23 protein-coding genes are annotated in these 24,733 nt (G+C 73.3%); 11 read left to right on the top strand and 12 right to left on the bottom strand.

The window, feature by feature from the left end; genetic code table 11:
- Nucleotides 1–47: 47 nt before the first annotated feature.
- Nucleotides 48–824, bottom strand: coding sequence for an amino acid ABC transporter ATP-binding protein (locus IF37_RS0115895; protein WP_030742409.1), 777 nt, complete (start codon nt 822–824; stop codon nt 48–50).
- Nucleotides 825–1,120: 296 nt separating this feature from the next.
- On the opposite strand from IF37_RS0115895, the gene IF37_RS0115890 reads away from it, so the two are divergent.
- Together IF37_RS0115890 and IF37_RS0115885 are read left to right on the top strand one after the other, a co-directional pair.
- Nucleotides 1,121–1,807 carry a response regulator transcription factor gene (locus IF37_RS0115890; protein WP_030742407.1) on the top strand — a complete coding sequence of 229 codons (687 nt, stop codon included), beginning with the start codon at nt 1,121–1,123 and terminating at the stop codon, nt 1,805–1,807.
- A 9-nt stretch (nt 1,808–1,816) separates the two neighbouring features.
- Nucleotides 1,817–3,217 carry a HAMP domain-containing sensor histidine kinase gene (locus tag IF37_RS0115885; RefSeq protein ID WP_030742405.1) on the top strand — a complete coding sequence of 467 codons (1,401 nt, stop codon included), beginning with the start codon at nt 1,817–1,819 and terminating at the stop codon, nt 3,215–3,217.
- Nucleotides 3,218–3,380: 163 nt separating this feature from the next.
- On the opposite strand, the gene IF37_RS0115880 is transcribed toward IF37_RS0115885, so the two are convergent.
- On the bottom strand, nt 3,381–4,379 hold the full coding sequence (locus IF37_RS0115880) for a TAXI family TRAP transporter solute-binding subunit (protein WP_030742402.1): 999 nt from the start codon (nt 4,377–4,379) through the stop codon (nt 3,381–3,383).
- Nucleotides 4,380–4,478: 99 nt separating this feature from the next.
- On the opposite strand from IF37_RS0115880, the gene IF37_RS0115875 reads away from it, so the two are divergent.
- On the top strand, nt 4,479–4,886 hold the full coding sequence (locus tag IF37_RS0115875; protein ID WP_030742400.1) for a MazG nucleotide pyrophosphohydrolase domain-containing protein: 408 nt from the start codon (nt 4,479–4,481) through the stop codon (nt 4,884–4,886).
- A gap of 282 nt (nt 4,887–5,168) precedes the next feature.
- On the opposite strand, the gene IF37_RS0115870 is transcribed toward IF37_RS0115875, so the two are convergent.
- Both IF37_RS0115870 and IF37_RS0115865 read right to left on the bottom strand, forming a co-directional pair.
- Complete coding sequence (locus IF37_RS0115870; protein WP_030742397.1) at nt 5,169–5,612, bottom strand: MarR family winged helix-turn-helix transcriptional regulator; 444 nt, start codon at nt 5,610–5,612, stop codon at nt 5,169–5,171.
- A 59-nt stretch (nt 5,613–5,671) separates the two neighbouring features.
- Complete coding sequence (locus IF37_RS0115865) at nt 5,672–6,031, bottom strand: DUF6204 family protein (RefSeq protein ID WP_030742395.1); 360 nt, start codon at nt 6,029–6,031, stop codon at nt 5,672–5,674.
- A gap of 252 nt (nt 6,032–6,283) precedes the next feature.
- Here IF37_RS0115865 and IF37_RS0115860 point away from each other — a divergent pair, with 252 nt between their 5' ends.
- Nucleotides 6,284–6,826: a hypothetical protein gene (locus IF37_RS0115860; protein ID WP_030742393.1), complete on the top strand. Its 543-nt coding sequence runs from the start codon at nt 6,284–6,286 to the stop codon at nt 6,824–6,826.
- Nucleotides 6,827–6,856: 30 nt separating this feature from the next.
- Here IF37_RS0115860 and IF37_RS0115855 read toward each other — a convergent pair whose 3' ends face one another.
- The 4 genes from IF37_RS0115855 to IF37_RS0115840 all read right to left on the bottom strand — a co-directional run bounded on the left by IF37_RS0115855 (nt 6,857) and on the right by IF37_RS0115840 (nt 12,485).
- A complete protein-coding gene (locus IF37_RS0115855; protein WP_030742390.1) occupies nt 6,857–8,116 on the bottom strand; it encodes a cation:proton antiporter in 1,260 nt (419 codons plus the stop codon).
- Between the two features lie 216 nt (nt 8,117–8,332).
- Entirely contained in the window at nt 8,333–9,421 is a 1,089-nt protein-coding gene (locus tag IF37_RS0115850; protein WP_030742387.1) for a lytic polysaccharide monooxygenase, read from the bottom strand.
- Between the two features lie 103 nt (nt 9,422–9,524).
- Nucleotides 9,525–10,649, bottom strand: coding sequence for a cellulose binding domain-containing protein (locus tag IF37_RS0115845; protein WP_030742383.1), 1,125 nt, complete (start codon nt 10,647–10,649; stop codon nt 9,525–9,527).
- Nucleotides 10,650–11,114: 465 nt separating this feature from the next.
- Nucleotides 11,115–12,485, bottom strand: a complete 1,371-nt coding sequence (locus tag IF37_RS0115840; protein ID WP_030742381.1) for a chitinase — start codon at nt 12,483–12,485, stop codon at nt 11,115–11,117.
- Between the two features lie 241 nt (nt 12,486–12,726).
- Here IF37_RS0115840 and IF37_RS0115835 point away from each other — a divergent pair, with 241 nt between their 5' ends.
- Nucleotides 12,727–13,557 (top strand): SDR family NAD(P)-dependent oxidoreductase, encoded by an 831-nt coding sequence (locus tag IF37_RS0115835; RefSeq protein WP_030742379.1) that lies wholly within the window; start codon nt 12,727–12,729, stop codon nt 13,555–13,557.
- Between the two features lie 189 nt (nt 13,558–13,746).
- Here the strand turns inward: IF37_RS0115835 and IF37_RS0115830 are convergent, their stop codons facing one another.
- Together IF37_RS0115830 and IF37_RS0115825 are read right to left on the bottom strand one after the other, a co-directional pair.
- Nucleotides 13,747–14,889: an MAB_1171c family putative transporter gene (locus IF37_RS0115830; protein WP_030742376.1), complete on the bottom strand. Its 1,143-nt coding sequence runs from the start codon at nt 14,887–14,889 to the stop codon at nt 13,747–13,749.
- Nucleotides 14,882–15,409 (bottom strand): regulator component, encoded by a 528-nt coding sequence (locus tag IF37_RS0115825; protein ID WP_030742375.1) that lies wholly within the window; start codon nt 15,407–15,409, stop codon nt 14,882–14,884. The genes IF37_RS0115830 and IF37_RS0115825 overlap by 8 nt, the downstream gene beginning before the upstream one ends.
- Nucleotides 15,410–15,888: 479 nt before the next feature.
- Between IF37_RS0115825 and miaB the strand changes: the two genes are divergently transcribed.
- Nucleotides 15,889–17,418 (top strand): tRNA (N6-isopentenyl adenosine(37)-C2)-methylthiotransferase MiaB, encoded by a 1,530-nt coding sequence (miaB, locus tag IF37_RS0115820; RefSeq protein WP_030742373.1) that lies wholly within the window; start codon nt 15,889–15,891, stop codon nt 17,416–17,418.
- A gap of 200 nt (nt 17,419–17,618) precedes the next feature.
- The gene (locus IF37_RS0115815) at nt 17,619–18,332 is read left to right on the top strand and encodes a class III extradiol dioxygenase subunit B-like domain-containing protein (protein ID WP_030742370.1); all 714 of its coding nucleotides are present in this window, start codon (nt 17,619–17,621) and stop codon (nt 18,330–18,332) included.
- A gap of 68 nt (nt 18,333–18,400) precedes the next feature.
- Here IF37_RS0115815 and IF37_RS0115810 read toward each other — a convergent pair whose 3' ends face one another.
- Together IF37_RS0115810 and IF37_RS0115805 are read right to left on the bottom strand one after the other, a co-directional pair.
- Nucleotides 18,401–18,679 carry an antitoxin gene (locus IF37_RS0115810; protein WP_030742368.1) on the bottom strand — a complete coding sequence of 93 codons (279 nt, stop codon included), beginning with the start codon at nt 18,677–18,679 and terminating at the stop codon, nt 18,401–18,403.
- 24 nt (nt 18,680–18,703) lie between these two features.
- Entirely contained in the window at nt 18,704–19,036 is a 333-nt protein-coding gene (locus IF37_RS0115805) for a hypothetical protein (RefSeq protein WP_030742366.1), read from the bottom strand.
- Between the two features lie 182 nt (nt 19,037–19,218).
- Between IF37_RS0115805 and miaA the strand changes: the two genes are divergently transcribed.
- The 4 genes from miaA (at nt 19,219) to IF37_RS0115785 (ending at nt 24,604) form a co-directional block, all read left to right on the top strand.
- The gene (gene miaA, locus IF37_RS0115800; protein ID WP_030742363.1) at nt 19,219–20,157 is read left to right on the top strand and encodes a tRNA (adenosine(37)-N6)-dimethylallyltransferase MiaA; all 939 of its coding nucleotides are present in this window, start codon (nt 19,219–19,221) and stop codon (nt 20,155–20,157) included.
- A gap of 434 nt (nt 20,158–20,591) precedes the next feature.
- Nucleotides 20,592–21,041: a hypothetical protein gene (locus tag IF37_RS40870; protein ID WP_052845214.1), complete on the top strand. Its 450-nt coding sequence runs from the start codon at nt 20,592–20,594 to the stop codon at nt 21,039–21,041.
- Between the two features lie 130 nt (nt 21,042–21,171).
- Nucleotides 21,172–22,041, top strand: a complete 870-nt coding sequence (gene dapF / locus IF37_RS0115790) for a diaminopimelate epimerase (protein ID WP_030742358.1) — start codon at nt 21,172–21,174, stop codon at nt 22,039–22,041.
- Nucleotides 22,042–22,225: 184 nt separating this feature from the next.
- Nucleotides 22,226–24,604 carry a bifunctional (p)ppGpp synthetase/guanosine-3',5'-bis(diphosphate) 3'-pyrophosphohydrolase gene (locus tag IF37_RS0115785; protein WP_030742355.1) on the top strand — a complete coding sequence of 793 codons (2,379 nt, stop codon included), beginning with the start codon at nt 22,226–22,228 and terminating at the stop codon, nt 24,602–24,604.
- Nucleotides 24,605–24,733: the final 129 nt, after the last annotated feature.

The raw sequence follows: 24,733 nt of genomic DNA, 5'->3' as shown, positions 1-24,733 counted from the left end.
CCCAAAGGCGCGTGACGCGGGCGGGCTGAGCGGGCGGGGCCGTGCGGTCAGTGGTGCAGGATCTTGGACAGGAAGTCCTTCGCCCGGTCGCTGCGCGGGTTGCTGAAGAACTGGTCGGGCGTGGCCTGTTCGACGATCCGGCCGTCCGCCATGAAGACGACCCGGTTGGCGGCCGAGCGGGCGAAGCCCATCTCGTGCGTGACGACGATCATCGTCATGCCCTCGCGCGCGAGCTGCTGCATGACCTCCAGGACCTCGTTGATCATCTCGGGGTCCAGGGCGGAGGTCGGCTCGTCGAACAGCATGACCTTCGGGTCCATCGCCAGCGCCCGCGCGATCGCCACCCGCTGCTGCTGGCCGCCGGACAGCTGGGCGGGGTACTTGTCGGCCTGGGTGCCCACGCCGACCCGGTCCAGCAGCGCCCGGGCCTTCTCCTCGGCCTGCTTCTTGTCCGCCTTGCGGACCTTGACCTGGCCCAGCATCACGTTCTCGAGCACGGTCTTGTGCGCGAAGAGGTTGAACGACTGGAACACCATGCCGACGTCCGCCCGCAGCCGGGCCAGCTCCCGGCCCTCGTGCGGCAGCGGCTTGCCGTCGATCGTGATCGTGCCCGAGTCGACCGTCTCCAGGCGGTTGACGGTGCGGCACAGGGTCGACTTGCCGGACCCGGAGGGCCCGATGACCACGACGACCTCGCCGCGGGCGATCGTCAGGTCGATGTCCTGGAGCACGTGCAACGCGCCGAAGTGCTTGTTGACGCTCCTCAGGACGACCAGTTCGTCGGAGGTGACCACGTCTTCCTTGGTCACCGGTACTTTGGTCATCGCTCTCAGGCTCCGTCCTCCTCGGGTATCCGAGGACAGTAGTGATGGGCTGTGACCTGCGTCATCACATCTGAGGGGAATCTGAGCATCACAATCCGATAGCAATCGGACACGTGTCGTAGTACTTGTCGTCCGGGCACGTATCGGCCGGGTAACGGAAGCGGCGGGCAACCGGAAGGCTCTTGACGCCGTCCCGGTCCATCGGCGTCACTGCCATGGTGCACGCGCGCGTGCCCGTGATCTACGCGACCGACGCGAACCAGGACCGTACGACCGCTGAACCGGAGGGGGCCGGGATGAGACTGCTGCTCGTCGAGGACGACAACCACGTCGCCGCGGCCCTCTCGGCCGTCCTCGCACGGCACGGCTTCCAGGTCACCCACGCGCGCAGCGGCGAGGAAGCCCTCCAGGCGCTCGTCCCCGAGGGCGCCGGGTTCGGCGTCGTCCTGCTCGACCTCGGCCTGCCCGACCAGGACGGCTACGAGGTCTGCGGCAAGATCCGCAAGCGCACCGCCATCCCGGTCATCATGGTCACCGCCCGCTCCGACGTCCGCTCCCGCATCCACGGGCTCAACCTCGGCGCCGACGACTACGTCGTGAAGCCCTACGACACCGGGGAACTGCTCGCCCGGATCCACGCCGTCAGCCGGCGCACCGTCCACGAGGACCCCGTGACCGGCGGCGACAGCGCCCTGCTCCTCGGTCCCGTCCGCATCGAACTGCCCACCCGGCAGGTCAGCGTGGAGGGCGCGGTGGTCCAGCTGACCCGCAAGGAGTTCGACCTGCTGGCCCTGCTCGCGCAGCGGCCCGGCGTGGTGTTCCGGCGGGAGCAGATCATCAGCGAGGTCTGGCGCACCAGCTGGGAGGGGACCGGCCGCACCCTGGAGGTGCACGTCGCCTCCCTGCGCGCCAAACTGCGCCAGCCCGCGCTGATCGAGACCGTGCGCGGCGTCGGCTACCGGCTCGTCGCCCCGGCCGCCTAGCGGGGACGGGTGCGCACACGCCTCCTGCCGCTGCTCACCGTCCTGCTGGCGGCCGTCCTGCTCGCGCTCGGCCTCCCGCTCGCCGGCAGCGTGGCCGCCGCCCAGCAGCAACGGGTCGTCGTCGACCGGATCGACGACACGGCACGGTTCGCGGCGCTCGCCCAGTTCGTGACCGACGGGCCCAGCGGGTCCCGCCGCACCACCACGGACGAGCGCTGGGAGACGCTGCGCAGCGAACTGGAGAGCTACCACGACGTCTACGGCATCCGCGCGGGGGTCTTCTACCGCAACGGTTCGGCGATGGCCAACGCGCCCGGCTCCTGGTTCGTACCGCGGACGGGCGAGGTCCGCAGGGCGTTCGCCGAGGCGCTGCTCAGCCGGCGCAGCCACGACCCGCCGCAGGCATGGCCCTGGCAGCGCGGCAGCCGACTGGTCGTCGCCTCGCCGGTGATCCGGGACGGGGACGTCGTCGCGGTCGTGGTCACCGACTCGCCCACCGGACAGATGCGGTCCCGCATCCTGCGCGGCTGGCTGCTCATCGGCGCCGGCGAGATCGCGGCCATGCTGCTCGCCGTCGGCGCGGCGCTGCGGCTGACCGGCTGGGTGCTCAGGCCGGTACGGGTCCTGGACGCCACCACCCACGACATCGCCACCGGACGGCTGAAGTCCCGGGTGGCGGCCGCCGGCGGACCGCCGGAACTGAGGCGGCTGGCCCGCTCGTTCAACGAGATGGCGGACAACGTGGAGGCGGTGCTGGAACAGCAGCGCGCCTTCGTCGCCGACGCCTCGCACCAACTGCGCAACCCGCTCGCGGCGCTGCTGCTGCGCATCGAACTGCTCGCCCTGGAACTCCCCGAGGACAACGCCGAGATCGCCTCGGTCCGGACCGAGGGCAAGCGCCTCGCACAGGTCCTGGACGACCTGCTCGGCCTGGCGCTGGCCGAGCACGCCGAGGCGGACCTGGCGCTGACCGACATCGGCGCGCTGGCCGGGGAACGGGTGGCCGCCTGGGCACCGGCCGCCCGGGCCAAGGACGTCCGGCTGACCGGGGACTGCCCGCCCACCACCGGCTGGGCCGATCCGATCGCCCTGTCCAGCGCCCTGGACGCGGTGATCGACAACGCGGTGAAGTTCACCCCCGGGGGCGGCACCGTCACGGTCGCCGTCGCCACCGACGGCGACACCACCAGGATCGTCGTCACGGACACCGGCCCCGGCCTCACCGACGAGGAACTCGCGCGCGTGGGCGACCGTTTCTGGCGCAGCGGCCGGCACCAGAACGTGCGGGGCTCCGGCCTGGGCCTGTCCATCACCCGCGCCCTGCTCACGGCGGGCGGCGGCGCCATCGACTACGCCCACCACGAGCCGCGGGGGCTGCGGGTGACCGTCAGGGTGCCCCGGCACCCTTAAGACCGCCGGGGAGGCGACGGCCCTCGCCTGACGTGTCCGCCGGGCCCGCCCCGGGACCCCCGCTTGGGGGGACGGCTCAGGGCTTCACCGACCGGTAGTGACGGCTCAGGGCTTCACCGACCGGTAGTGACGGCTCAGGGCTTCACCGACCGGTAGTGACGGCTCAGGGCTTCACCGACCGGTAGTAGCGCCGGGCGCCCTCCTGGAGCGGCAGGGGATCGGTGTAGATCGCGGTGCGCAGGTCGACCAGCTGGGCCGAGTGGACGTGCCTGCCGATGCCGTCCCGGCTGTCGAGCACGGTACGGGTCACCCACTCGGTCAGCCGCGGATCCACGTCCGTACGGGTGATCAGCACGTTGGACACGGCGATCGTCGGCACCTGGGCGCCCCGCTGGACGTCCGGGTAGGCCGACTCGGGAATCTTGGTGGCCCGGTAGTAGCGCGCCCCCTCGCCCTGGCCGTGCAGCCGGGTGACGAGGTCGTCGCCGATCGGCACGAACCGGAAGGCGCCCTGCCGCGCCAGCGCGACCAGCCCCTTCGTCGGCAGCCCGCCGGACCAGAAGAAGGCGTCGATCTTCCCCTCCCGCAGCCGCGCCGGCCCGATGTCGATCCCGTCCCCCTCCGGGGTGATGTCCTCGCGCGGATCGATACCGGCGGCCCGCAGCACCCGGTCGGCGATCAGCCGTACCCCGGAATCGGGCAGCCCGGTCGCCACCCGCTTGTGCCGCAGGTCCGCGACGCTCCTGATGTCCGAGTCGCTGGGCACGATGAGGTGCACGTAGTCGTCGTAGAGCCGGGCCACCCCGCGCAGCCGCCCGGCGCCCGCGCCGTGCCGCAGCTCGTAGGTCGCCACCGCGTCGGCCGCCGCGATGGTGAAGTCGGCCTGTCCGGTCGCCACCCGCTCGACGTTCTCCTGGGACCCGGCGCTGTGGAGCAGCTTCACCGTCAGGCCCGGCATGTCCTTGCCCATCTCGGTGCGCAGCCGCTCGCCGTACTCCTGGTAGACCCCGCGGGACGTGCCGGTGCTGAACACGATCGTCCCGCTCGGCGGCTTCTCGCCCAGGGGCAGCAGCCACCACAGCAGCAACCCGAGAGCCACGACGGCCACGGCCGCGCCCTGGAGCGCCCTGCGCCCGCCGACGCGGGAGAACAGCTTGGACATGCGGCGATCCTGCCAGTCCACGGGTGGTGCGGGCCAGGGCCGGGGTCACAGCGGTCACGGGCGGCGGGCGTTGTCGGTGGCGGCCGTTACAGTCGCCGTATGAGCACTTCGCCCGCCCGCCTGGTCCGCGAGTTCCACCACGCCTTCGGCCTCGACGCCCGCAGTACGCCGACCGAGGTGGACCCCGGACTGGCCGCCCACCGCGGCGAACTGCTCGCGGAGGAGGCCGCCGAGGTCGCCGAGGTTTCGGTGGAGGGCCCGCTGGACCGGCTCGCGCACGAGCTGGCCGACGTGGTGTACGTGGCGTACGGCACGGCGCTGGTGCACGGCGTCGACCTGGACGAGGTGATCGCCGAGGTCCACCGCGCCAACATGAGCAAGATCGGTCCGGACGGACAGGTCGCCCGCCGGGCCGACGGCAAGGTGCTGAAGGGGGAGCACTACCGGGCGCCGGACGTGTCCGCCGTACTGCGCCGCCAGGGCTGGATACCGGGCGGCACGGCCTGACGGTCCGCGCCGGGGACCTCCCGGGCCTCGGTACGGCCTGACGGACCGCGCGTGGGGGCCGGGAGGGCCGGGCCGGTAGGGAAGCCGGCTGGCGGGTGCCGGGAGGTCCGGTAGGTGGTGAGCCGTTCGCCGGATTCCGGGCACCGGAGGAGGAACCGGGGGTCGAGCGCGGGCCCCGGGCGCGCGGAGCGCAGAGTAAGGAGCGGGGCCCGGAACGGGATGCGGCGCCCGGCGGGACGCGACGCAGGACCGGCCGGTGTGCCGGAGCCGGCGGGCCGGGGTTCAGCGGGCGGTCAGGCCGGTGCCGCCCAGGCGGGTCAGTAGTTCCGCGAGACCCGCGACGTCCGCCGCGGGCCACGCCGTGCCGGTGAAGACCTCGGCGGCGGTCTCCTCCGCCGTGGCCAGCATCTCCGTCAGCCGTCGCCGGCCCGTCCCGGTCAGCGCCGCGTACGCCACGCGTGCGTCCCGGGCGTCCGGCTCCCGGGTCACCAGCCCGATCCGCTCCAGCGGGGCCAGCCCGCGCGTGACCCCCGAGGCGGTCAGCCCCAGCGCCTCGGCCAGGTCCACCCGGCGCATCCGGCCGCCGGGTGCCTGCCCCAGCCGGAGCAGCAGGGTGAAATCGGCGAGGCTGACGCCGTGGAGTCCGCCGAGCCGCGCGTCGAAGCGCCGTACGAGCGCCGCCTGGGCCCGTACCAGCCGCAGTGCCGCGTCCAGGGCCTCGCTCATCGTGCCCGCCTCCCGATTCCCTTGCCATCTCCTTGACTACTCAAGTTTAGGGGCGACGTTCAGGAACCGGCCGTGCGGGCGGCGCGGCGCTGTCGCTTGCCCAGAGGCGCCATGGAGAGGTCCTCCGCGGCGCTCCGCAGGTGTTTGAAGCCGTAGCCGTGTTCGGTCAGCCAGGACGTGGCGGTCTGTTCGGCCCGTTCCGTCGCCTCCAGGACGTCCTCCTCCTTCTCTCCGGTGGCGGAGAAGCGGAAGACGAAGGCGGGGCGGGCGGCGATGTCGTAGGTGAGGGTCCCCTCGGGAGTGAAGGCGGCGCGCAGGACGTCGTGTTCGGCGGCGTCGGCGAGCAGGGCGGTGCGCTGGGCGTCGGTGAGGCCGTCGAAGACACCGCGCACAGTGATGCGGAAGGTCCGTGTACTCATTCCGCGACTCTAGGCACAGCGGGGGAGGAAGCTCCATCGGGTTTCCGGGCCCATTTCGGCGAGCGGGCCGTCGGTGGGGGCGGGGGACCGCCCGGCGTACTCGCGTCACGGGAGACGGCGGCGGGAGCGGGCGGAGCCGCCGGGTCCGGTCGGTGTCGGGGCGAACACCGGGCGAGGTCCGGGCCGGCCGTTCACCCGGCGCGGCGACGCTGCTTACCTGGACGGCAGCGGGACTACGGGGCGGGAGGCGGGGTGGACGTCGAGGCAACGGCCGCGCTCCTGGCCGCGGTCGTGGGAGTCGTCGGGACGCTGTTGTCCGCGCTGCTCACCCAGCGCGCGGCCGAGCGCAGCCGCCGGCGCGAGCGGGAGCGCGCGGAACAGCTGCGCGAGCGGCGGCGCACCGCCCAGGAGCTGCGCGCGTGCTCCGTCGCCCTGAACACCTCCGCCCGGCAGTATCTCGCCGCGCTCACCGACCAGTTGCACGCGCTCGGCCGGGACGAGGAGCTGCCGGCCGTACGGCGGCGGCTCACACAGGCGCGGGACCGGTACCGGGACGTGTACGCCGAGGCGCAGATGCGGATGCCGGAGCGGGTGCTCGAGGGCGTGGCCGGTCTCAGCCACGACCTCGGGGCGGTCTACGGCATGCTCCGGCGCCTGGACGACGGCGCCCCGCTCGCCGGGGACTCGCCGGCCGCGGTACGGGCGGACATCGACGAACTCTGGGGCCGGCTGCGGCGGACGCGGCGCGAGATCCGGACCGAACTGGGGCCGTTCCGGGCGGACCCCGGACGGTGAGGGCACCGGCGGCCGGGGGAGCCGCGAGGGTCAGTGCTGCGCGGCCGGCGGCTGGGCGTCCCGGGCCGGCGGGACGAGTTCCCGGTCGGCCGGGGGGTGTCGCTGGAGGACGGTGAGGAGCGGCCCGGCCATCGCCGTGGTCACGACCGCCATCACGACCATCAGCGAGTACAACCGCTCGTTGAGGACCCCGAGTTGGAGACCGGCGGTGAGGATGATCAGCTCGGTGAGGCCCCGGGTGTTCATCAGCGTGGCGAGCACCGCCGACTGGCGTGCCGTGACACCGTGCGCCCGGGCGCCCAGGAACGCGCCGAGGAACTTGCCGGTGACCGCCACGAGCATGATGAGCGCGAAGTCCAGCCAGCCGGCCCGTCCCAGGTCCGACAGGTCGACCTTCAGACCGACGATGATGAAGAAGACCGGCTGGAGCAGCCGGTTGCTCACATGGCCGATCCGGTCGGTGATGTCGGCGCGCAGCCGCTCGGTGGAGTCCTTCGGCATCACCACCCCGAAGAGGAACGCGCCGAAGATGAAGTGCAGCCCGATCCGCTCGGTGACCGCGCCCGACAGGAGGACCCCCGCGAGCACGGCCGTCAGCACCGCGGGGCTCAGCCGGGAGCCCTGGGCGGTGACCAGCCTGCGCAGCAGCGGGCGGACCACCCACACCATCACGCCGGCGTACGGCACGAGCAGCGGCAGGAGCCACTGGTCGGCACCGCCCCCTCCGGCCAGGCCGACCACGACGGCGAGCATGCACCAGGCGAGCACGTCACCGATCGCGGCGCAGGCCAGCGCCAGCCCGCCGACCGGTGTGTGCTGCATCTTCCGGTCCGTCAGGATGCGTGCCAGCACCGGGAAGGCGGTCACCGACATCGCGGTGCCCATGAAGAGCACGAAACCCAGCCGGTGGTCGGGGGCGTTGTCGTCGACCAGCATCAGGGCGAGCAGGGTGCCGAGTCCGAACGGCAGCAGGATGCAGGAGACCGAGATGGTGGCCGCCAGCCTTCCGGTGCCGCGCAGCAGCTTCCGGTCCAGTTCCAGGCCCACGATGAACATGAAGACGGCCATGCCGACATCGGCCAGAGCGGTGAGCATCGGCCGGACACCGGTGGGGAAGAGAAACTCCGACGCCGTACGGCCGAGGAGGGTGGGGCCGAGCAGGATGCCCGCGAGCACCTCACCGATGACCGCGGGCTGGGAGAGACGCTGTGCGACGGCGCCCAGCAGGTGGGCGAGAACGAGGATGAGGGCGAGGTCGGAAAAGAGCGCGAACAACTGGTTCGTGGTCACCGGTACCTGCCTTGGTGGGCGGCGTGCGCTGCCCTGACGTGGATGAGGTTCCGCCGACGTGCCCGCCCATGCTTCGTCCGGCGCACCACGGTTGTCAACGCCGCCCCGCGCCTTCGGCCACCGCGGCCGCCGCCCCGTACGGACGACCTCCGCGGACCGGAACGCGCCGTCTCCCCCGGGTGCGGGCCGGGGGAGACGGCGCGTGGCGCGGCACCCTCAGGAAGTGCCCTGGGCGGTGGCGCAGCCGATCGATCCGGCGGGGACGTCGTTGCCGGTGGAGGTGGCGGTGAAGCCGAAGGACGTGCTGCCGTCGGCGGGCACCACCCGGTTGTGGTCCGCGTTGCGGACCGTGACCGTGCCGTCGGCGCCGGTGGACTGCGTCCCGTTCCAGACGCTGCTGATCTTCGTTCCGGTGCCGGGCTTCCAGGACACGGCCCAGCCGTCGAGCGGGGCGGTGCCGTGGTTCATCACCTCGACGGACGCCTGGAAGCCGCCGCTCCAGCTGTTCACCACGGAGTACGTGGCCATGCAGGAGCCGGTCTGCGGGTCCGTGGGCGTCGGGGTGGGCGTGGGTGTCGGGGTGGTGCCGGAGCCGCCGATGCCGGTGACCTCGCCGTGACCGCCGTCGAAGACGATGTCGGAGCAGGAGAAGAAGTTCTCCTGGCTGTCCGAGCGGACCCACTGGATGAAGAGCAGGGCGTCACCGGAGCGCCCGGAGGGCAGCTTCAGGTCCCAGTAGTAGTGCCCGCCGTCGGTGCCCGGCGAGCCCTGCTGAGGCGGGTTGGTGACCGTCTGGATCAGATCGAGGTCGGCCCAGCGCAGGGACGTGCTCGGCGACCAGCCGGACTTGGTGAGGTAGACCCGGAAGTCACCCGGGTGCGCGGCCCAGTTGCTGTACTGCGCCTGGATGGTCGCTCCGCTGGTCAGATGGGTCCGCGGCCAGTCCGAGCGGGCCGCGTTGTAGGCGGAGAAGTCGTACGGCGACCGGTCGCCGGCGCTGCACAGGGTGCCGTCCGGGACGTAGCCGGCACCGCGTCCGCCGGCCTTGGAGTCGAGCACGGCGAACCAGTTGTACAGCGCGTTCGGCCCGCTCTTGGCCAGCGCGTCCTTGCACGCCGGGTTGGTCGGGTTCAGTCCGCCGGTCGTCGTGTGGCCGTCCAGGTAGCACAGGTAGGTACGGGAGCCGGGAGCCATCGCCACCCCGTGCGCGTGGGCGTTGCCCTGCCCCAGGAGGGCCAGGCCGAGCGCCGTCAGCAGGGTGGTCAAGGCCGCTGCCACCGACAGGAGCCTGCCGTGTCGGGTCACGTCTCTCTCCTTCCGTTCGATCGGTCGGGCGGTACGCACCGGACCGGAGGGGTGGTCCGGTGCGGGTCCCCCGCGCTCTCCTCGTGCCGGAGGCGCGGGCAGGTCAGGTGGTGGTGCAGGAGGCCCCGTTGAGGCTGAAGGCGGCGGGCGCCGCGAACGTGCCGCCGTACGTGCCCTGGAAGCCGAAGGTCACCTGGCCGCCGGGCGGGAGCTGCGCGTTGTGGTCGAGGCCGGTGGCCGTGACCGCGCCGGAGGACGGGGCGACCCCGGCGTTCCAGGCACCGGTGACGCGCTGGCCGGCGGGCAGCGTGAAGGCGAGCCGCCAGCCGTCGACCGGGGTGGCGGCGGTGTTGGCGACGGTGACGTCGGCGGTGAAGCCGCCCGGCCAGACGTTCGTCGCGTACGTCACCCGGCAGGCCGGGGTCCCGGGGCCGCCGGGGGTGCCGCCGCTCGTGTCGACCGTGGAGGAGAAGGCGGTCACGGCCAGGCCGGCGCCGTTCTGCCAGGGCTCGAAGCCCGCCTGGACGCTCGTCAGGTACCAGTCGTTCCGCGCCAGTCCCCGGGCGACGGCCTGCCGGACGAAGTCCATGACGTCGAAGCCCCAGCTGCCGATGGCCGACGGGGCGACGAAGGACAGCACGTCGTTGGAGCCGTTGCCGCCGGACCAGACCTGCCACTGGCGACCGGCCACGGTGGCGGTGCCGACCTGCGAACCCACGGGCTGGACCGGGCCCACCTTGTTGAACCAGATCATGATCTCGGTCCGGTTGACGCCGTCGGTGCGGGGCGTGGGGTCGAGCCAGATGTCGTACGCCGCGTCGTACACCGCGTTGCTCACATAGGTGTACGAGACGCTGGTGGGCGCGGTGGAGATGGTGCTCAGCCGGGCCGGTAGGCCGGTTCCCGGCGAGCAGTTGGTGTAGTGGCAGCCGTTGTAGACGGACGGGTAGGACTTCGGGGCGCCGTTCGTGGCGGCCGAGCCGTCGGCCTGGGTGATCCGGAACCCGGTGTCCGTGGCGGTGATGCACTGGGCCTCGCTGGTGCCCCAGCGGTTGTTCTGGACGACGTAGCGGCCCTGGATCGTGGTCGAACCGTACTGTTCGCAGATCGCGGTGTCGGCCTGTGCCGCCGGGCCGGCGGTGAGCAGGGCCGTCAGCGCGAGGAGTGCGGTGAGCAGCGCGCCCAACAGGCCACGCGCCGCACGGGCAGGGTGCTGTGACGGTCGCATGCGGGTCCTCTCGGGGAGGGGCGGGTGACGGGGGCGCTCCCGCGCGCCGTGGACTGGGAGCGCTCCCACACCTCCGTTGGGCAGGGACTGTAGGGAGAGTTCATGTCCCTGACAAGACGGTGCGCGGTGACTGTGCCGAAGGGGTTGCGAAGGCCCAGGCCGGGAAGGGCGGGGGCGGGCGTCTGCCGGCCTTGGGGCGGAGCGGTGAAAGCGGCTCCCGGTCGGCACCGGACGGGGATGCGCCTCGGGACGCGGCCGGGGGCGCGGCTCGGGGCACGGCTCGTGGTGTGGCCGGGGGCGCGGCTCGGGGCACGGTTCGGGAGAGCGGCTCGCGGGAGCGCGGCTCGGGGTGACAGCGGCAGGACGCCCGCCGGGACCCGTCCACTGTCGGGCGGGTCCCGGCGGGCGTCCGTGTGCGGGGAGGCCGGGGAGGAGGGGCGGTCTTACCGCAGGTGCGGAACCGGATCAGCCGGTGTAGGCGGAGAAGACGCGCGTGTAGTCCCAGGCGGACTGGCCGACGCCGGAGCAGCTGTCGGCCGGTCCGCCGGTGCAGGGGCGGTCCCGGTTGGCGGACCAGAAGGTCAGCCGGGCCAGGTGGTGCTGCTGGGCGTAGGCGAGGATGGTGCGGAAGTCGGCCACGGTGACGGTCTCGTTGTCGTCGGTGACGCCGTTCATGGACGAGATGCCCATGTCCCGGTAGGCCTGGTCGTCGCCGTAGCCGTAGGCGCTCTTCAGGGCGTTCTTCAGCCCCTCGGCCGCCTGCACCGTCAGGTTGCCCATGTTCTGCCCGGCGCCGCCGAAGTCGAACGGCATGATGGCCCAGGCGTCGGCGGTCAGTCCGGAGGCCGCGGCCCGCTTGATGAGACTGGTGTCGGGGCCGCTCTGTCCGGTGCCGATGGTGATGTACACCTTCAGGCCGGGGTTGTTGGCCTTCACGGTCTTCAGGGCGTCGACCGTGCGCTGCTGGACGGTTCCACTGGCGTAGGCGTCGGCCTCCAGGTCGATGTCGATCGCCTTCAGGCCGTAGGCGCTCACGACCTTCTGGTAGGCGGCGGCGAGTTCCCCGGCGCTGGAGCAGGAACTCTCCAGCTTGTTGCCGCTGTAGCCGCCGAAGGACGGGATGACGTCCCCGCCGTTCGCCCGCACGGTGTTGACCGTCTGCTGGTCCACCCCGCCGGTCAGCGGGCGGCCGCCGTCCCACTGCGGGTTGCAGTAGCCGTTGCTCAGTACGAAGGCGAGGGTGAACCACTTCACGCCGGTGGCCTGGGTGATGGTGGTCGGGTTCGGCGGGCTGCCCCATCCGTTGTAGAGGTAGGGCGCCACGGCCATCGGCGCGGACGGGGTGGTGCCGCCGTCGGCCGCGGGCGCGTTCCACTTCTGGTTGGCGCCGCCACCGCAGCTCCAGATCTGGATCCGGCTGCCGTTGGCGGAGTTGTTGTCGGTGACGTCCAGGCACTTGTTGGCCTGCGGGTTGACGATGTCGTGGGCGGCGGTGACCGTCCACTTCTGGTTGGCGCCGCCGGTGCAGGTCCACAGCTGCGTCTTGGTGCCGTCGGCGGTGGAGCCGCCGGTGACGTCGAGGCACTTGCCGAGGGCGCGGATGGTGCCGTCGCCGCCGACCGTCCACTGCTGGGCGCCGGTGCCGTTGCAGTCGTAGAGCTGGACGGGCGTGCCGTCGGCGGAGGCGGCCCCGGCGACGTCGAGACACTTGCCGGCGAGACCGGTGATGGTGCCGGTCGCGGCCTGGGCGGGGGGTGCCGTCAGCAGGCCGGCGGAGAGGGTGAGGACGGTGACCGCCAGCGCGGCGGGCGCGGACAGGTACCTGGCTCTGAGCACGGTGGGACGCCCTTTCGTCGTGGGGAGGGGCGCGGTCGTCCGGTGAAGCTAGAGGTCCAGACCACTTACGTCAAGGTGTGAAGTAAGAAGTGAGGTAAGGGAGTTGGCGGTCGCGCCGGTCCGGTCCGGATCCGGCGGGCGCTGGCCGGAAGTCGCCACCGCGCGGCCGGCGGGTCATAGGCTCGTCCCCGCTCGGCGATCCCGTCGACTGGTCGATCTCGGTGAAGGGACCTGAACAGCAGTGGAGGACAAGCGGGTTGTCGTCGTCACCGGCGGAGGCTCGGGCATCGGGCAGGCCACGGCCCGGATGCTGGCCGAGGCGGGCCACCACGTGGTCGTCTCCGGCCGGCGGGCCGAGCCCCTGGAGCGCCTGGCGCGGGAGACGGGGGCACTGGCGCACCCGTCCGACGTGGGGGACCCCGACGCGGCGGAGGGGCTGGTCCGGGCGGCGCTGGACGCGTACGGACGCCTCGACGGTGTCGTGCTGAACGCCGGCATCGGGCGCGGCGGAGCCGTGGGCGACATGTCGCTGCGGGACTGGGACGAGGTGATGCGCACCAACGTCACCGGTCCGCTGCTCCTGCTGCGCGCCGCGATCCCGCACCTGCTGGAGGCCAGGGGTGCGGTGGTCGCCGTCGCCTCGGTGTCCGCGCTGCGCAACGGCACGAGCAACGCCCCGTACGCCACCTCCAAGGCGGCCCTGCTCCAGCTGTGCCGCTCGGTCGCCGTCGACTACGGGCGCCAGGGGGTACGGGCCAACATCGTGTGTCCCGGGTGGGTGCGGACCGAGATGGCCGACCGGCGCATGGCGCGCTTCGCCGAGGAGGAGGACCTGCCGGGCGGCGCGGAGGCCGCCTACGCGGAGGCGACCAGGCTGCTGCCGCAGGGGCGCCCCGGCGAGCCCCGCGAGGTCGCGGAGGCCATCGGCTGGCTGCTGTCCCCCGCCGCCTCCTACGTCAACGGGGCGGTGCTCACGGTCGACGGCGGGACCACGGCCCTCGACCCCGGCACCCTCGCCTTCGACTACCGCATCGCGGCCCGCGGCGACGCGGGCGCCGACGCGGCGGGCTGAGGACGCGTCGGCCTGTTGGCGTGCGGGGCGGGGGCGGGGCGTGTGGCGTGGGGGCGGTATGGGCACGGGCGCGCGTCCGTTCCGGCACACGGGCACACGGCACGCGGCTGCGCATGCGGCTCGCGGGCCGGCCGGCCGTGGGTGCGCCTCGCCGTGGGGAGCGCGGGCGCGGGCGTTCGTGTGGTGCGGTCAGGCGGTTCGGCGGCAGCAGGGGAGCGCGTTCGTCATGGCGGGCCACATGCGGGCGATTCCGAGGAGCGTCTGCGGGCTGCCGTGGGTGACGCCGGGCAGCGGGCGCGGGACGGACGGCGGTACGCCCACGAGCACGGCCCGGCGGGCCTGCCCCACGGCGCCGGCCAGCGCGGCGCAGGCGAGCCGGTCGTCGCGCACCCCGGCCCGCCGGGCGTGTCGCTGCGCCTTCTCGTAGGCGTCCGGCTGGACGTACTGCTGGAGCGTCAGCAGCGCGTCGTACGTCTCGATGGTCTGCCGGTGCGCCTGGAGCGCCAGCGGATAGCGTGGCCACAGCACCTCGTGGAGCCGGGTCCGCCGGGGGCTGGCGAGGGCCACGTGCGGCACCGCCGTCACCAGGTCCCGCCACAGCGGCCACAGCCGCCAGGTGGTCCGCAGAGCGGCGGCCGACCGGGCCAGCGCGGTCGCGGTGGGCACCAGCAGGGACGCGGCCCGCAGGAAGCCGTGCGCGGCCATGACCAGGGACAGCCAGGGGAGCAGGCCCGGCGCCAGGCCGTACAGGTGGCAGAGGTAGCCGGACCAGAAGACGAGCGCGAGGACGCTGCCCACCGCGAACAGCCGCAGCGACCACACGAGGTCGCGCTCCGTCGTGCGCAGGCTGTACCGCCAGCAGACCACGAGGGCGACGGCGTCACCGAGCAGATGGGCGGTGATCAGGATCAGCCAGTAGGCGGCCTCGGCGGAGGCGGGCCGCTGCACGGCGGCCGGCCCCGCGGACGACTGGTCGACCGGCAGCAGATCCAGCACGAGCAGCGACACCAGGGACACCGTCAGCCCCACCGCCACCCAGCGGCGCAGCCGCGGGGAGCGGCCGGCGTCGATGACGAAGAGCAGGACGAGTCCCGCGCTGAGCACGCCGACCAGATTGCGGACCAGGGACACCGTGTGCACATCGACGCCGGCGGACGTGAGCGCGGTGACGATCCCCGGCTGGAAGAGCGTGATGGCGGTCGTCGCGGCCAGCACGGTGACCCACAGGCCCCGCAGGTGCGGCTGGCGCAGCGCGGGCCGTGCCCGCCAGAGAAGGGCGCACCACAGCGTGACGACGCCGACGAGTCCGGCCCGGGCGGCCAGCTCACTCACCGGCGTCCCCCGTCACACCGAGGAACGCGCCGAGACGCCCCAGGGGGCCGGCCACCCGGCCGGTCTCCCCGGCGCTCTGGATCAGGCTGGCGATCATCTCGGCTTCTTGTTCCTCGGTGGTCGTGTAACTGGTCCTGGCCATCAGCCGCTTGACGACGTGCGGGTGCGGAGCGCCGGTGTGCAGGAGCAGACCGGTCGGCCGGTCATCGTCGTCCGTGACGCTCCGGTGGTGATCGCACAGCACATGGCCGATCTCGTGCAGGATGATGTGCTCCCGGTGCAGCGGCGCGGTCCGGGCCTCGTAGAAGACGTAGTCGGCGTTGTCGGTGCCCAGCCACAGCCCGCAGGCTCCGGTGGCCGCCGCCTCCTCGGGCAGCTCCCTGATCACGAGCGGGCGGCCTCTGAGTTCCTCCACCCGCTCGCGCACCGCCTCCAGGGAGAGCGACCGCTCCACCCCGAGGTCACGCAGAATCGCGGCACACCGGCGTCGCAGCGCGGCGTGCTCGCTCGTTCTCCTCACCTGTCGTCACCCCCGTTCGCTGTTCTCACCGGTCGCAACGGCTGGGGCGTCTCCCCGTCCCGGATGCGTCGGGGGCGACGGCGAACTCCCTGTGGCGTCTCACTCGCTCGCAGACCTCCCGTCGGTGAAGTGGTCCGGTCTCACCCCGGAAACCTGCTGCCAGTATCCGGGAACGGCCGTCTCCGGCGGACAAGGTGCCGACCCACCTAAGCAGGTCGCCCGCCCTTTTGAACACGCCTGTCCGAACTTTCGGTCGCCGTTTGGCGAAAAACATCTGCTGCCCCGCACAGGCGGTGCCAGGGACGTGTACCCGGACCCGTGGGCGCACCCCACCAGGACAAACGACGGTGACCGCCGTCACCGGAACAGGGGAGTGCTCCCCGTCGTCCCCGCCCCGCACGGCGGGCGGCCGTACGGGTGGCCGTACGGGCGGGGAAGGCCGGGGCACCCGCCTCCGCGGACCGCCTACCCTTGAACGCATGACCAGCAGCAGCGACCGGAGCCCGGCAGTGGACGTTCCCGCCCCCAAGAGTTACGAGATCCGCACCTACGGGTGTCAGATGAACGTCCACGACTCCGAGCGATTGGCCGGACTGCTCGAAGAGGCCGGATACGTGCGGGCCCCCGAGGGAGCGGACGGGGACGCGGACGTCGTCGTCTTCAACACCTGCGCGGTCCGGGAGAACGCCGACAACCGGTTGTACGGCAACCTCGGCCGGCTCGCGCCGAGGAAGGCCTCGCGCCCCGGCATGCAGATCGCGGTCGGCGGCTGCCTGGCGCAGAAGGACCGCGACACCATCGTCAAGAAGGCGCCCTGGGTGGACGTCGTCTTCGGCACGCACAACATCGGCAAGCTGCCCGTCCTGCTGGAGCGCGCCCGCGTCCAGGAGGAGGCGCAGGTCGAGATCGCCGAGTCCCTGGAGGCGTTCCCCTCCACACTGCCGACCCGTCGCGAGAGCGCGTACGCGGCCTGGGTGTCGATCTCCGTCGGCTGCAACAACACCTGCACCTTCTGCATCGTCCCGGCGCTGCGCGGCAAGGAGAAGGACCGCCGGCCCGGCGACATCCTCGCCGAGATCGAGACCCTGGTCGGCGAGGGCGTCTCGGAGATCACGCTGCTCGGCCAGAACGTCAACGCCTACGGCTCCGACATCGGCGACCGCGAGGCCTTCAGCAAGCTGCTGCGCGCCTGCGGGAACATCGAGGGCCTGGAGCGCGTCCGCTTCACCTCCCCGCACCCGCGCGACTTCACCGACGACGTGATCGCCGCGATGGCGGAGACGCCGAACGCCATGCCCCAGCTGCACATGCCGCTCCAGTCCGGCTCGGACACGGTCCTGAAGGCGATGCGCCGCTCCTACCGCCAGGAGCGGTACCTGGGGATCATCGAGAAGGTGCGGGCCGCCATCCCGCACGCGGCGATCACCACGGACATCATCGTGGGCTTCCCCGGCGAGACCGAGGAGGACTTCGAGCAGACGCTGCACGTCGTCCGTGAGGCCCGGTTCGCGCAGGCCTTCACCTTCCAGTACTCCAAGCGCCCCGGCACCCCCGCCGCGACCATGGAGAACCAGATCCCCAAGGAGGTCGTCCAGGCGCGCTACGAGCGGCTCGTCGCCCTCCAGGAGGAGATCTCCTGGGAGGAGAACAAGAAGCAGGTCGGCCGCACGCTGGAGCTGATGGTCGCCGAGGGCGAGGGCCGCAAGGACGGCGCCACCCACCGCCTCTCCGGCCGCGCCCCCGACAACCGGCTGGTCCACTTCACCAAGCCCGACCAGGAGGTCCGTCCCGGCGACGTCGTCACCGTCGAGGTCACGTACGCCGCCCCGCACCACCTGCTCGCCGAGGGCCCCGTCCTCGCCGTGCGCCGCACGCGCGCGGGGGACGCCTGGGAGAAGCGCAACGCCGCTCAGGCCGCGAAGCCGGCGGGCGTGATGCTCGGCCTGCCGAAGATCGGAGTGCCCGAGCCGCTGCCGGTGGCGGCGGGAAGCGGCTGCGGCTGCGACTGAGGTCCGCGCGCCGGGGGGTGACCCGTCGAGCGGGCCGCGTCCGTCGGTGACGGCGACCCGGCCGAGCTCGCCCGGACGGTGTTCATCCGGGTCCGTTGCGCTCGCCCGCAAGGTGTTCACCCGGCCGGTGTTCACCCGACCGGTGCGCCGGTGGCGGACCGGCACCCGGCCGGTTCGCCGGTGGGGTTACGCTGCCGATCATGCTTGTCGCCGCCGCCGTCTGCCCCTGCCCGCCGCTGCTCGTGCCCGAGGTCGCCGCGGGCGCCGCGCCAGAGCTGGACGTCGCGCGCGCCGCCTGCTCGGACGCGCTCGGTGTGCTCGCCGCCGCCCGCCCCGACCTGCTGGTGGTCGTCGGCACCGCCGACCGGGCCGGGCTCGGCGCGTTCCCACAGGGCGCCCCCGGCACCTTCCGCGGGTTCGGGGTGAGTTTGGACGTACACCTGGGCACCGCCGCCGGGCCCGCACCGGAGCGGGAGCTGCCGACCTCGCTGGCCGTAGGCGCCTGGCTGCTGGAGCGGACCGGCTGGGCCGACGCCCCGATCGAGGGCCTCGGCGTCGCGGAGACGCTGGAGCCCGAGCGGTGCGCCGAGGCCGGCCGGGAACTGGCCGGCCGGGCCGACCGGGTGGCGCTGCTGGTGATGGGAGACGCCAGCGCCTGCCGCACGGTCAAGGCGCCGGGATACCTGGACGAACGGGCGGCGCCCTTCGACGCGGCGGTCGCGCGGGCGCTGGGGGCGGCGGACGTGACGGCGCTGGAGGCGCTGGACCCCGGGCTCGCCCGCGAACTCAAGGCCGCCGGCCGCGCGCCCTGGCAGATCCTGGCCGGCGCGGCCGGGGGCACCGACCTCACCGGCGCCCTGCTGTACGAGGACGCACCGTACGGCGTGGGCTACGTGGTGGCGACCTGGTCCTGACCTCGCTCGTGCGCCCCGGGCGCGGACGTGGGCGCCCCGCGCACGCCGGGGCGCCCACGTGTCGGTGTTCACGAAGTCGGCGGCGGTCCCTCCGGGTGGGTCGGGGTCATCGGGTCGGGGGGCGTCGCGTCCGGGCCGCTCTTGTGCGCGAGGCGGTCCATGGCCTCCTTGGCCTTCCCGGTGCCCGCGTGGATCTTGTCGCTGTACTTGCCCTTGGTCCGCTCGTCGACGGCCTTCGCGGCCTTGTCGATCCCGTGCTGGACCTTGTCCCCATGCTGCCGCGCGAGGTCCGACACCTTGTCCCTGGCCGGGCCCAGCTTGGCCTTCATGTTGTCCATCAGACCCATGGTCCACCTTCCCTCGCGGGCCAATTACCTGCGGGCGTCCTCGCCGGCCGCGCTGTCGGCGACCTCCCCGGCGGACTGCTGCCGGGGAATCCCGGCACCCTCGGACCCGGTGTCCGTACCGCCGTCCCCGCCGGCGGCCGACCGCACGACCTCGACCGCGCGCCCGTTCCCGGCCGCATCCGTCGTAGCCGTCGTCTCCGCCGCCTGCACCGCCCCGGCTTCCCTCGCCTCCGCCGACTCCGTCCGGTACGTCCGCTCCGCCCCGGCCCCGGCCGGCTCCGTGCCGGCGGGCGCCGACGCGTCCGACGCCTCCGGAGTCGCCTTCGACCTGCCGAGAAGCCGTGCAAACACGCCCATATCCACTCCATACGGTACTCGCGCGGGCGAATTCCCGCGTCGCCCGGTGCGTACGGTTGCGCCGCCCGGGTCACCGCCTCCGGCTGCCCGCAGACGGCATCACGCCACGGGCAACGAACCCGGACCCGTGCCGTCACGTAGCTCGTTCGAGAGCCCGCCGGGAGGTTTGCGAGACTGGTGCGGTGAGCAGTGCACCCCCCGCCCCCCGCGTCATCGCCGTCGTCGGACCCACCGCGGCCGGAAAGTCCGATCTGGGCGTCTTCCTGGCCCAGCAGCTCGGCGGGGAGGTCGTCAACGCCGACTCCATGCAGCTGTACCGAGGGATGGACATCGGTACCGCCAAACTGACGCCCGAGGAGCGCGGCGGCATCCCGCACCACCTGCTGGACATCTGGGACGTGACGGTCACCGCCTCGGTCGCCGAGTACCAGAGACTGGCCCGCGCGCGGATCGACGCGCTGCTCGCCGAGGGCCGCTGGCCGGTCCTGGTCGGCGGTTCCGGCCTGTACGTCCGCGGAGCCGTCGACAACCTGGAGTTCCCGGGCACCGACCCCGAGGTCCGGGCCCGCCTGGAGGAGGAGCTGACGCTGCGCGGCCCGGGCGCGCTGCATGCCCGGCTGGCCGCCGCCGACCCCGAGGCGGCCCGCGCGATCCTGCCGGGCAACGGCCGCCGCATCGTCCGCGCGCTGGAGGTGATCGAGATCACCGGCCAGCCCTTCACGGCCAATCTGCCCGGCCATGACTCCTTCTACGACACCGTCCAGATCGGCGTCGACGTGGCCCGTCCGGAACTGGACGACCGCATCGCGCGGCGCGTCGACCGGATGTGGGAGGCGGGTCTCGTGGACGAGGTGCGCGCCCTGGAGGCGCAGGGCCTGCGCGCGGGGCGCACGGCGTCGCGCGCGCTCGGCTACCAGCAGGTACTCGCCGCGCTGGCCGGTGAATGCACCGAAGCGGAAGCACGGGCGGAGACCGTACGTGCCACCAAGCGCTTCGCGCGCCGCCAGGATTCATGGTTCAGGCGGGATCCCCGGGTGCACTGGTTGAGTGGGGCCGTGGCGGACCGCGGGGAACTTCCGCAGCAGGCCCTGGCGTTGGTCGAACGACCGGTTACAGCCTGATCACGTCATGGCATCGGGATGCGCCGCCGGTCTTCGCGGCCATCGGCGCCGTGCCATCATCGAGCTTCGATCGACCAAGTGGAGCCTAGTTGGGAGGGCGCGTGGCGATGGAGGCCGGCCCTCGCGACACCGCACAGGGCGCCGAGCACGTCACCAGCGGGAGTGACGACCCCGGCGGGAGCGGAGACCGCCCGGGCGACGACCGACCCCGGGTCCCCGGGCCGCACGCCGACGGGCCGCACGCCGACGCCGCGCACGACACCACGGTGCACGACAACGCGATGCGCGACAAAGCGGTGCGTACCAGCAGCCTGCTCCCGGACGGCCTGCTCACGGACGGCCTGCTCCTGGAGGCCGCGGACACGGACGCGCCGGGCGCGGCGGACGGGCCGCGCGAGACCGGCCCGCCGCACGGTCGGCCGGCCGGCGTCCCGCTGGCCGACGACCGGCTGCCCGGGGACCGCCTCGCCGACGACGGGCCCGACGACACCACGGGCGGGGTCACCGCCGACGGACCCGCGCCCGAGGAGATGTATCCGAGCGGGCCGGAGGTCGAGGTCGAGCTGCGCCCGCAGCGCCGGCTGCGGATCTGGCAGCTCGCGCCCATCGTGGCCCTCGCCGCCGTCGGCTCCCTGATGTTCGCCTTCCCGCTCGCCTTCGACTTCGGCGACAGCGGCGCGGTCATCGCCATGCTCGGTCTGCTGATCTGCTCCTGCGCGGCGGGCTGGGGCATGATGGCCGCCCGCCGGGTCGGCTACACCTGGCCGGGCCTGCCGTCGCGGGGATCGGGCCGCCGCCCGGACTGGCGGGTCGTACTCGGTTACGTCCTGCTGGTGATCGTGGTCGTGGTGCTCGCCGTATGGCGGGTGGCCCGGCTCCGCTGACCCGCCCGGACCCGCCCGGACCCGCCCGGACCTGTCGGGCCCGGACCCGCTCGCACCCCCACCGCCCCGCCGTCCCGTATGGCCCCGCTTCCCGCGGCCCGTCGGCGGGGCGCTCCCGTACGATCGAGGGATGAGCACACGGATCGCCTTCCTCAAGGGACACGGCACCGAGAACGACTTCGTGATCGTGCCGGATCCCGAGAACGCCCTCGACCTGTCCCCGGCCGCCGTAGCCGCCCTGTGCGACCGCCGGGCGGGCATCGGCGGTGACGGGGTGCTGCACGTGGTGCGGTCCGCGGCGCACCCGGAGGCGCGGGCGATGGCCGACGAGGCCGAGTGGTTCATGGACTACCGCAACGGCGACGGTTCGGTCGCCGAGATGTGCGGCAACGGCGTGCGTGTGTTCGCCCGCTACCTCCAGCACGCCGGACATGTGGCCGAAGGTGACCACACGATCGCCACGCGCGCGGGAGTGAAGACCGTCCACATCGCCAAGGACGGCGACGTCACCGTCGGCATGGGCCGCGCCCGCCTGCCCGAGGGGGACGTCACGGTGAGCGTCGGCGAGCACAGCTGGCCCGCGCGGAACGTCAACATGGGCAACCCGCACGCGGTGGCCTTCGTGGCCGACCTGGCGCACGCCGGCGACCTGTTCACCGCGCCCCCGGTCAGCCCGGTGGCCAGCTACCCGGACGGCGTGAACGTCGAGTTCGTCGTCGACCGCGGTCCCCGGCACGTCGCCATGCGCGTGCACGAGCGCGGCTCCGGCGAGACCCGCTCGTGCGGCACGGGCGCCTGCGCCGTCGCCGTGGCGACCGCCCGCCGTGACGGCACCGACCCCGCCGTCACCGGCACCCCGGCGACGTACACCGTCGACGTGCCCGGCGGGCGCCTGGTCATCACCGAGCGGACCGACGGCGAGATCGAGATGACCGGACCCGCGGTGATCGTCGCCGAGGGCGAGATCGATGCGGACCAACTGGCCCACACGTTCGGCTGACCGAAAATCTAAACCTCGTTCCCGTCGCTCGAACGAGTGATCCGTTTCACGCTCGGCGGGAGGCGGTCGGTCGCACGTGATGGGCTCGGTAGCATCAAGCACCGGCACGGACGGGGGAGCGCAGCCATCCCCGAGCCGCGCGTGCCCTGGGTTCCGTCCGCCGGTCCACGAGCCGGAGGTGCCCATGAGTGCGGAGGCCACGAACCCTGCGACCGCTGGTCCGGTAGCGCCCACGGTGTCGCAGGCGCTCACAGCGTCCGCGGCGCCCGCGGCGTCGCGCAGGAAGTCCCGGCCGCGGATCGATCTGCGCCGGCTGGGCCGGGCCGCCCTGCTCGGCCCCGCCGCCCGCGACAAGCTGCCGGACGCGATCAGCCACGTGGTGGAGGCCCACCGCGCCCACCATCCCGACGCCGACCTCGAACCGTTGCGCCGGGCCTATGTGCTGGCGGAGTCCTCGCACCGCGGCCAGATGCGCAAGAGCGGCGAGCCGTACATCACGCACCCGCTCGCCGTGACCCTGATCCTCGCCGAACTCGGCGCCGAGACCACGACCCTGACGGCCTCCCTGCTGCACGACACGGTCGAGGACACCGAGGTGACGCTGGACCAGGTGCGGGAGCAGTTCGGCGAGGAGGTGCGTTACCTGGTCGACGGGGTCACGAAGCTGGAGAAGGTCGACTACGGAGCCGCCGCCGAGCCGGAGACCTTCCGCAAGATGCTCGTCGCCACCGGCAACGACGTGCGCGTGATGTCGATCAAACTCGCCGACCGCCTGCACAACATGCGCACCCTCGGCGTGATGCGCCCCGAGAAACAGGCGCGGATCGCCAAGGTCACCCGGGACGTCCTCATCCCGCTCGCCGAGCGCCTCGGCGTGCAGGCCCTGAAGACGGAACTGGAGGACCTGGTCTTCGCCATCCTCTGCCCGGAGGAGTGCGCGCGCACCCGCGAGCTGATCGCGGAGAACGCCGCCCGCTCCGGCGACCCGCTCGCCGAGGTGGCCGAGGAGGTGCGGGGCGTGCTCCGCGAGGCCGACATCCCGGCCGAAGTCCTCATCCGGCCCCGGCACTTCGTCTCCGTCCACCGAGTGTCCCGCAAGCGCGGCCGCCTGCGCGGCGCCGACTTCGGCCGCCTGCTGGTGCTGGTGAACGAGGACGCGGACTGTTACGCCGTCCTCGGTGAACTGCACACCTGTATGACGCCGGTGGTCTCGGAGTTCAAGGACTTCATCGCCGTACCGAAGTTCAACCTCTACCAGTCCCTGCACACCGCCGTCGCCCGGCCGGACGGCCAGGTCGTCGAAGTCCTCATCCGCACCCACCAGATGCACAAGGTCGCCGAGGCCGGCGTCGTCGCCCTCGGCAACCCGTACGCGCCCGCGGCCGACGCCCCCGCGGCCGACGCCCCCGCGGCCGACGCCCCCGCGGCCGACGCCTCCGCTTCCGGCACCTCCGCGTCCGACCCGGCCGCCGCCGGTTCCCCCGCCGCCGGTTCCTCCGCCGACGGCGAGCGCGTCGACCCCACCCGCCCCGGCTGGCTCTCCCGCCTCCTCGACTGGCAGCAGGCCGCCCCCGACCCCGACACCTTCTGGTCCACCCTGCGCGAGGACCTCGCCCAGGACCGGGAGATCACCGTCTTCCGCCCCGACGGTGGCGCACTCGGCCTGCCCGAGGGCGCCACCTGCGTGGACGCCGCCTACGCCCAGTACGGCGAGGACGCGCACGCCTGCATCGGCGCCCGTGTCAACGGCCGCCTCGCCACCCTCAGCACGGTCCTGCGCGACGGCGACACCGTCCAGCTCCTGATGGGCCAGGACCCGGCCTCCGAGCCCTCCCGCGAATGGCTGGAGCACGCCCACACACCGGCCGCCCGCATCGCCATCCAGCGCTGGCTCGCGACGCACCCCGGCGGAGGCACCGGCACGGCCGATGCGGACGGCACCGGCACGGCCGAACCGGGCGGCACCCGCGCCCCGCTCACCGCCGCGCCCGGTACGGCCCCGGCACGGGACGGGGAGAGCGCCGCCGCCCACCCCGCGGCCCGTCCGGGCGCCGCCGCCGGCGCTCCCCCCGAGCGCCCCGCGGACGCCGGACCCGCCCCGCGACCCCCGCGCGCCGACGTCCTCGTGGACCGGCCCGGCGCCGCCGTACGGCTGGCCGGGTGCTGTACGCCCGTGCCGCCGGACGAGATCACCGGGTTCGCGGTGCGCGGGGGAGTGGTGACCGTGCACCGCGTGGAGTGCGCCGTGGTGGCCAACATGAAGAACCTGGGGCGCGCGGAGATCGGCGTGCGCTGGGGGGACACCGCCGGATGCCGGGTCACCCTGGTCGCTGAATCGTTCGGCCGCCCCCATCTGCTCGCCGACCTCACCGAGGCCATCGCCCTGGAGGGCGCCGAGATCGTCTCCGCCACCGTCGAACCGCCCAGCCAGCAGCGGGTGCGCCACACGTACACCCTCCAGCTCCCCGACGCGGCCCGCCTGCCGGCCCTGATGCGCGCCATGCGGGACGTGCCGGGGGTGTACGACGTGGGCCGGGCACAGCACCAGACCCCGGCCCCCTGACCACGGCGGCCGGCGTACCCGTTCGGGTGGGCCGGGCGCGCGCCGCCGCGGTGGGGCGGGCACGCACTGGTAGCGGTGGTCCATGCCGCTCAACCCCCGCCCCCGGACCCAGCCCGCCCCCTCCCACAG

It is taken from the genome of Streptomyces sp. NRRL S-31, assembly GCF_000718775.1.
Taxonomy (GTDB): Bacteria; Actinomycetota; Actinomycetes; order Streptomycetales; family Streptomycetaceae; genus Streptomyces.
This window is presented reverse-complemented; position numbering and strand designations above follow the sequence as displayed.

Coding starts and splice junctions, on each gene's coding strand:
- IF37_RS0115895 (WP_030742409.1), bottom strand. CDS start 824: ATGACCAAAGTACCGGTGACCAAGGAAGACGTGGTCACCTCCGACGAA.
- IF37_RS0115890 (WP_030742407.1), top strand. CDS start 1,121: ATGAGACTGCTGCTCGTCGAGGACGACAACCACGTCGCCGCGGCCCTC.
- IF37_RS0115880 (WP_030742402.1), bottom strand. CDS start 4,379: ATGTCCAAGCTGTTCTCCCGCGTCGGCGGGCGCAGGGCGCTCCAGGGC.
- IF37_RS0115875 (WP_030742400.1), top strand. CDS start 4,479: ATGAGCACTTCGCCCGCCCGCCTGGTCCGCGAGTTCCACCACGCCTTC.
- IF37_RS0115870 (WP_030742397.1), bottom strand. CDS start 5,612: ATGAGCGAGGCCCTGGACGCGGCACTGCGGCTGGTACGGGCCCAGGCG.
- IF37_RS0115865 (WP_030742395.1), bottom strand. CDS start 6,031: ATGAGTACACGGACCTTCCGCATCACTGTGCGCGGTGTCTTCGACGGC.
- IF37_RS0115845 (WP_030742383.1), bottom strand. CDS start 10,649: ATGCGACCGTCACAGCACCCTGCCCGTGCGGCGCGTGGCCTGTTGGGC.
- miaB (WP_030742373.1), top strand. CDS start 15,889: ATGACCAGCAGCAGCGACCGGAGCCCGGCAGTGGACGTTCCCGCCCCC.
- IF37_RS0115815 (WP_030742370.1), top strand. CDS start 17,619: ATGCTTGTCGCCGCCGCCGTCTGCCCCTGCCCGCCGCTGCTCGTGCCC.
- IF37_RS0115810 (WP_030742368.1), bottom strand. CDS start 18,679: ATGGGTCTGATGGACAACATGAAGGCCAAGCTGGGCCCGGCCAGGGAC.
- IF37_RS0115805 (WP_030742366.1), bottom strand. CDS start 19,036: ATGGGCGTGTTTGCACGGCTTCTCGGCAGGTCGAAGGCGACTCCGGAG.
- dapF (WP_030742358.1), top strand. CDS start 21,172: ATGAGCACACGGATCGCCTTCCTCAAGGGACACGGCACCGAGAACGAC.
- IF37_RS0115785 (WP_030742355.1), top strand. CDS start 22,226: ATGAGTGCGGAGGCCACGAACCCTGCGACCGCTGGTCCGGTAGCGCCC.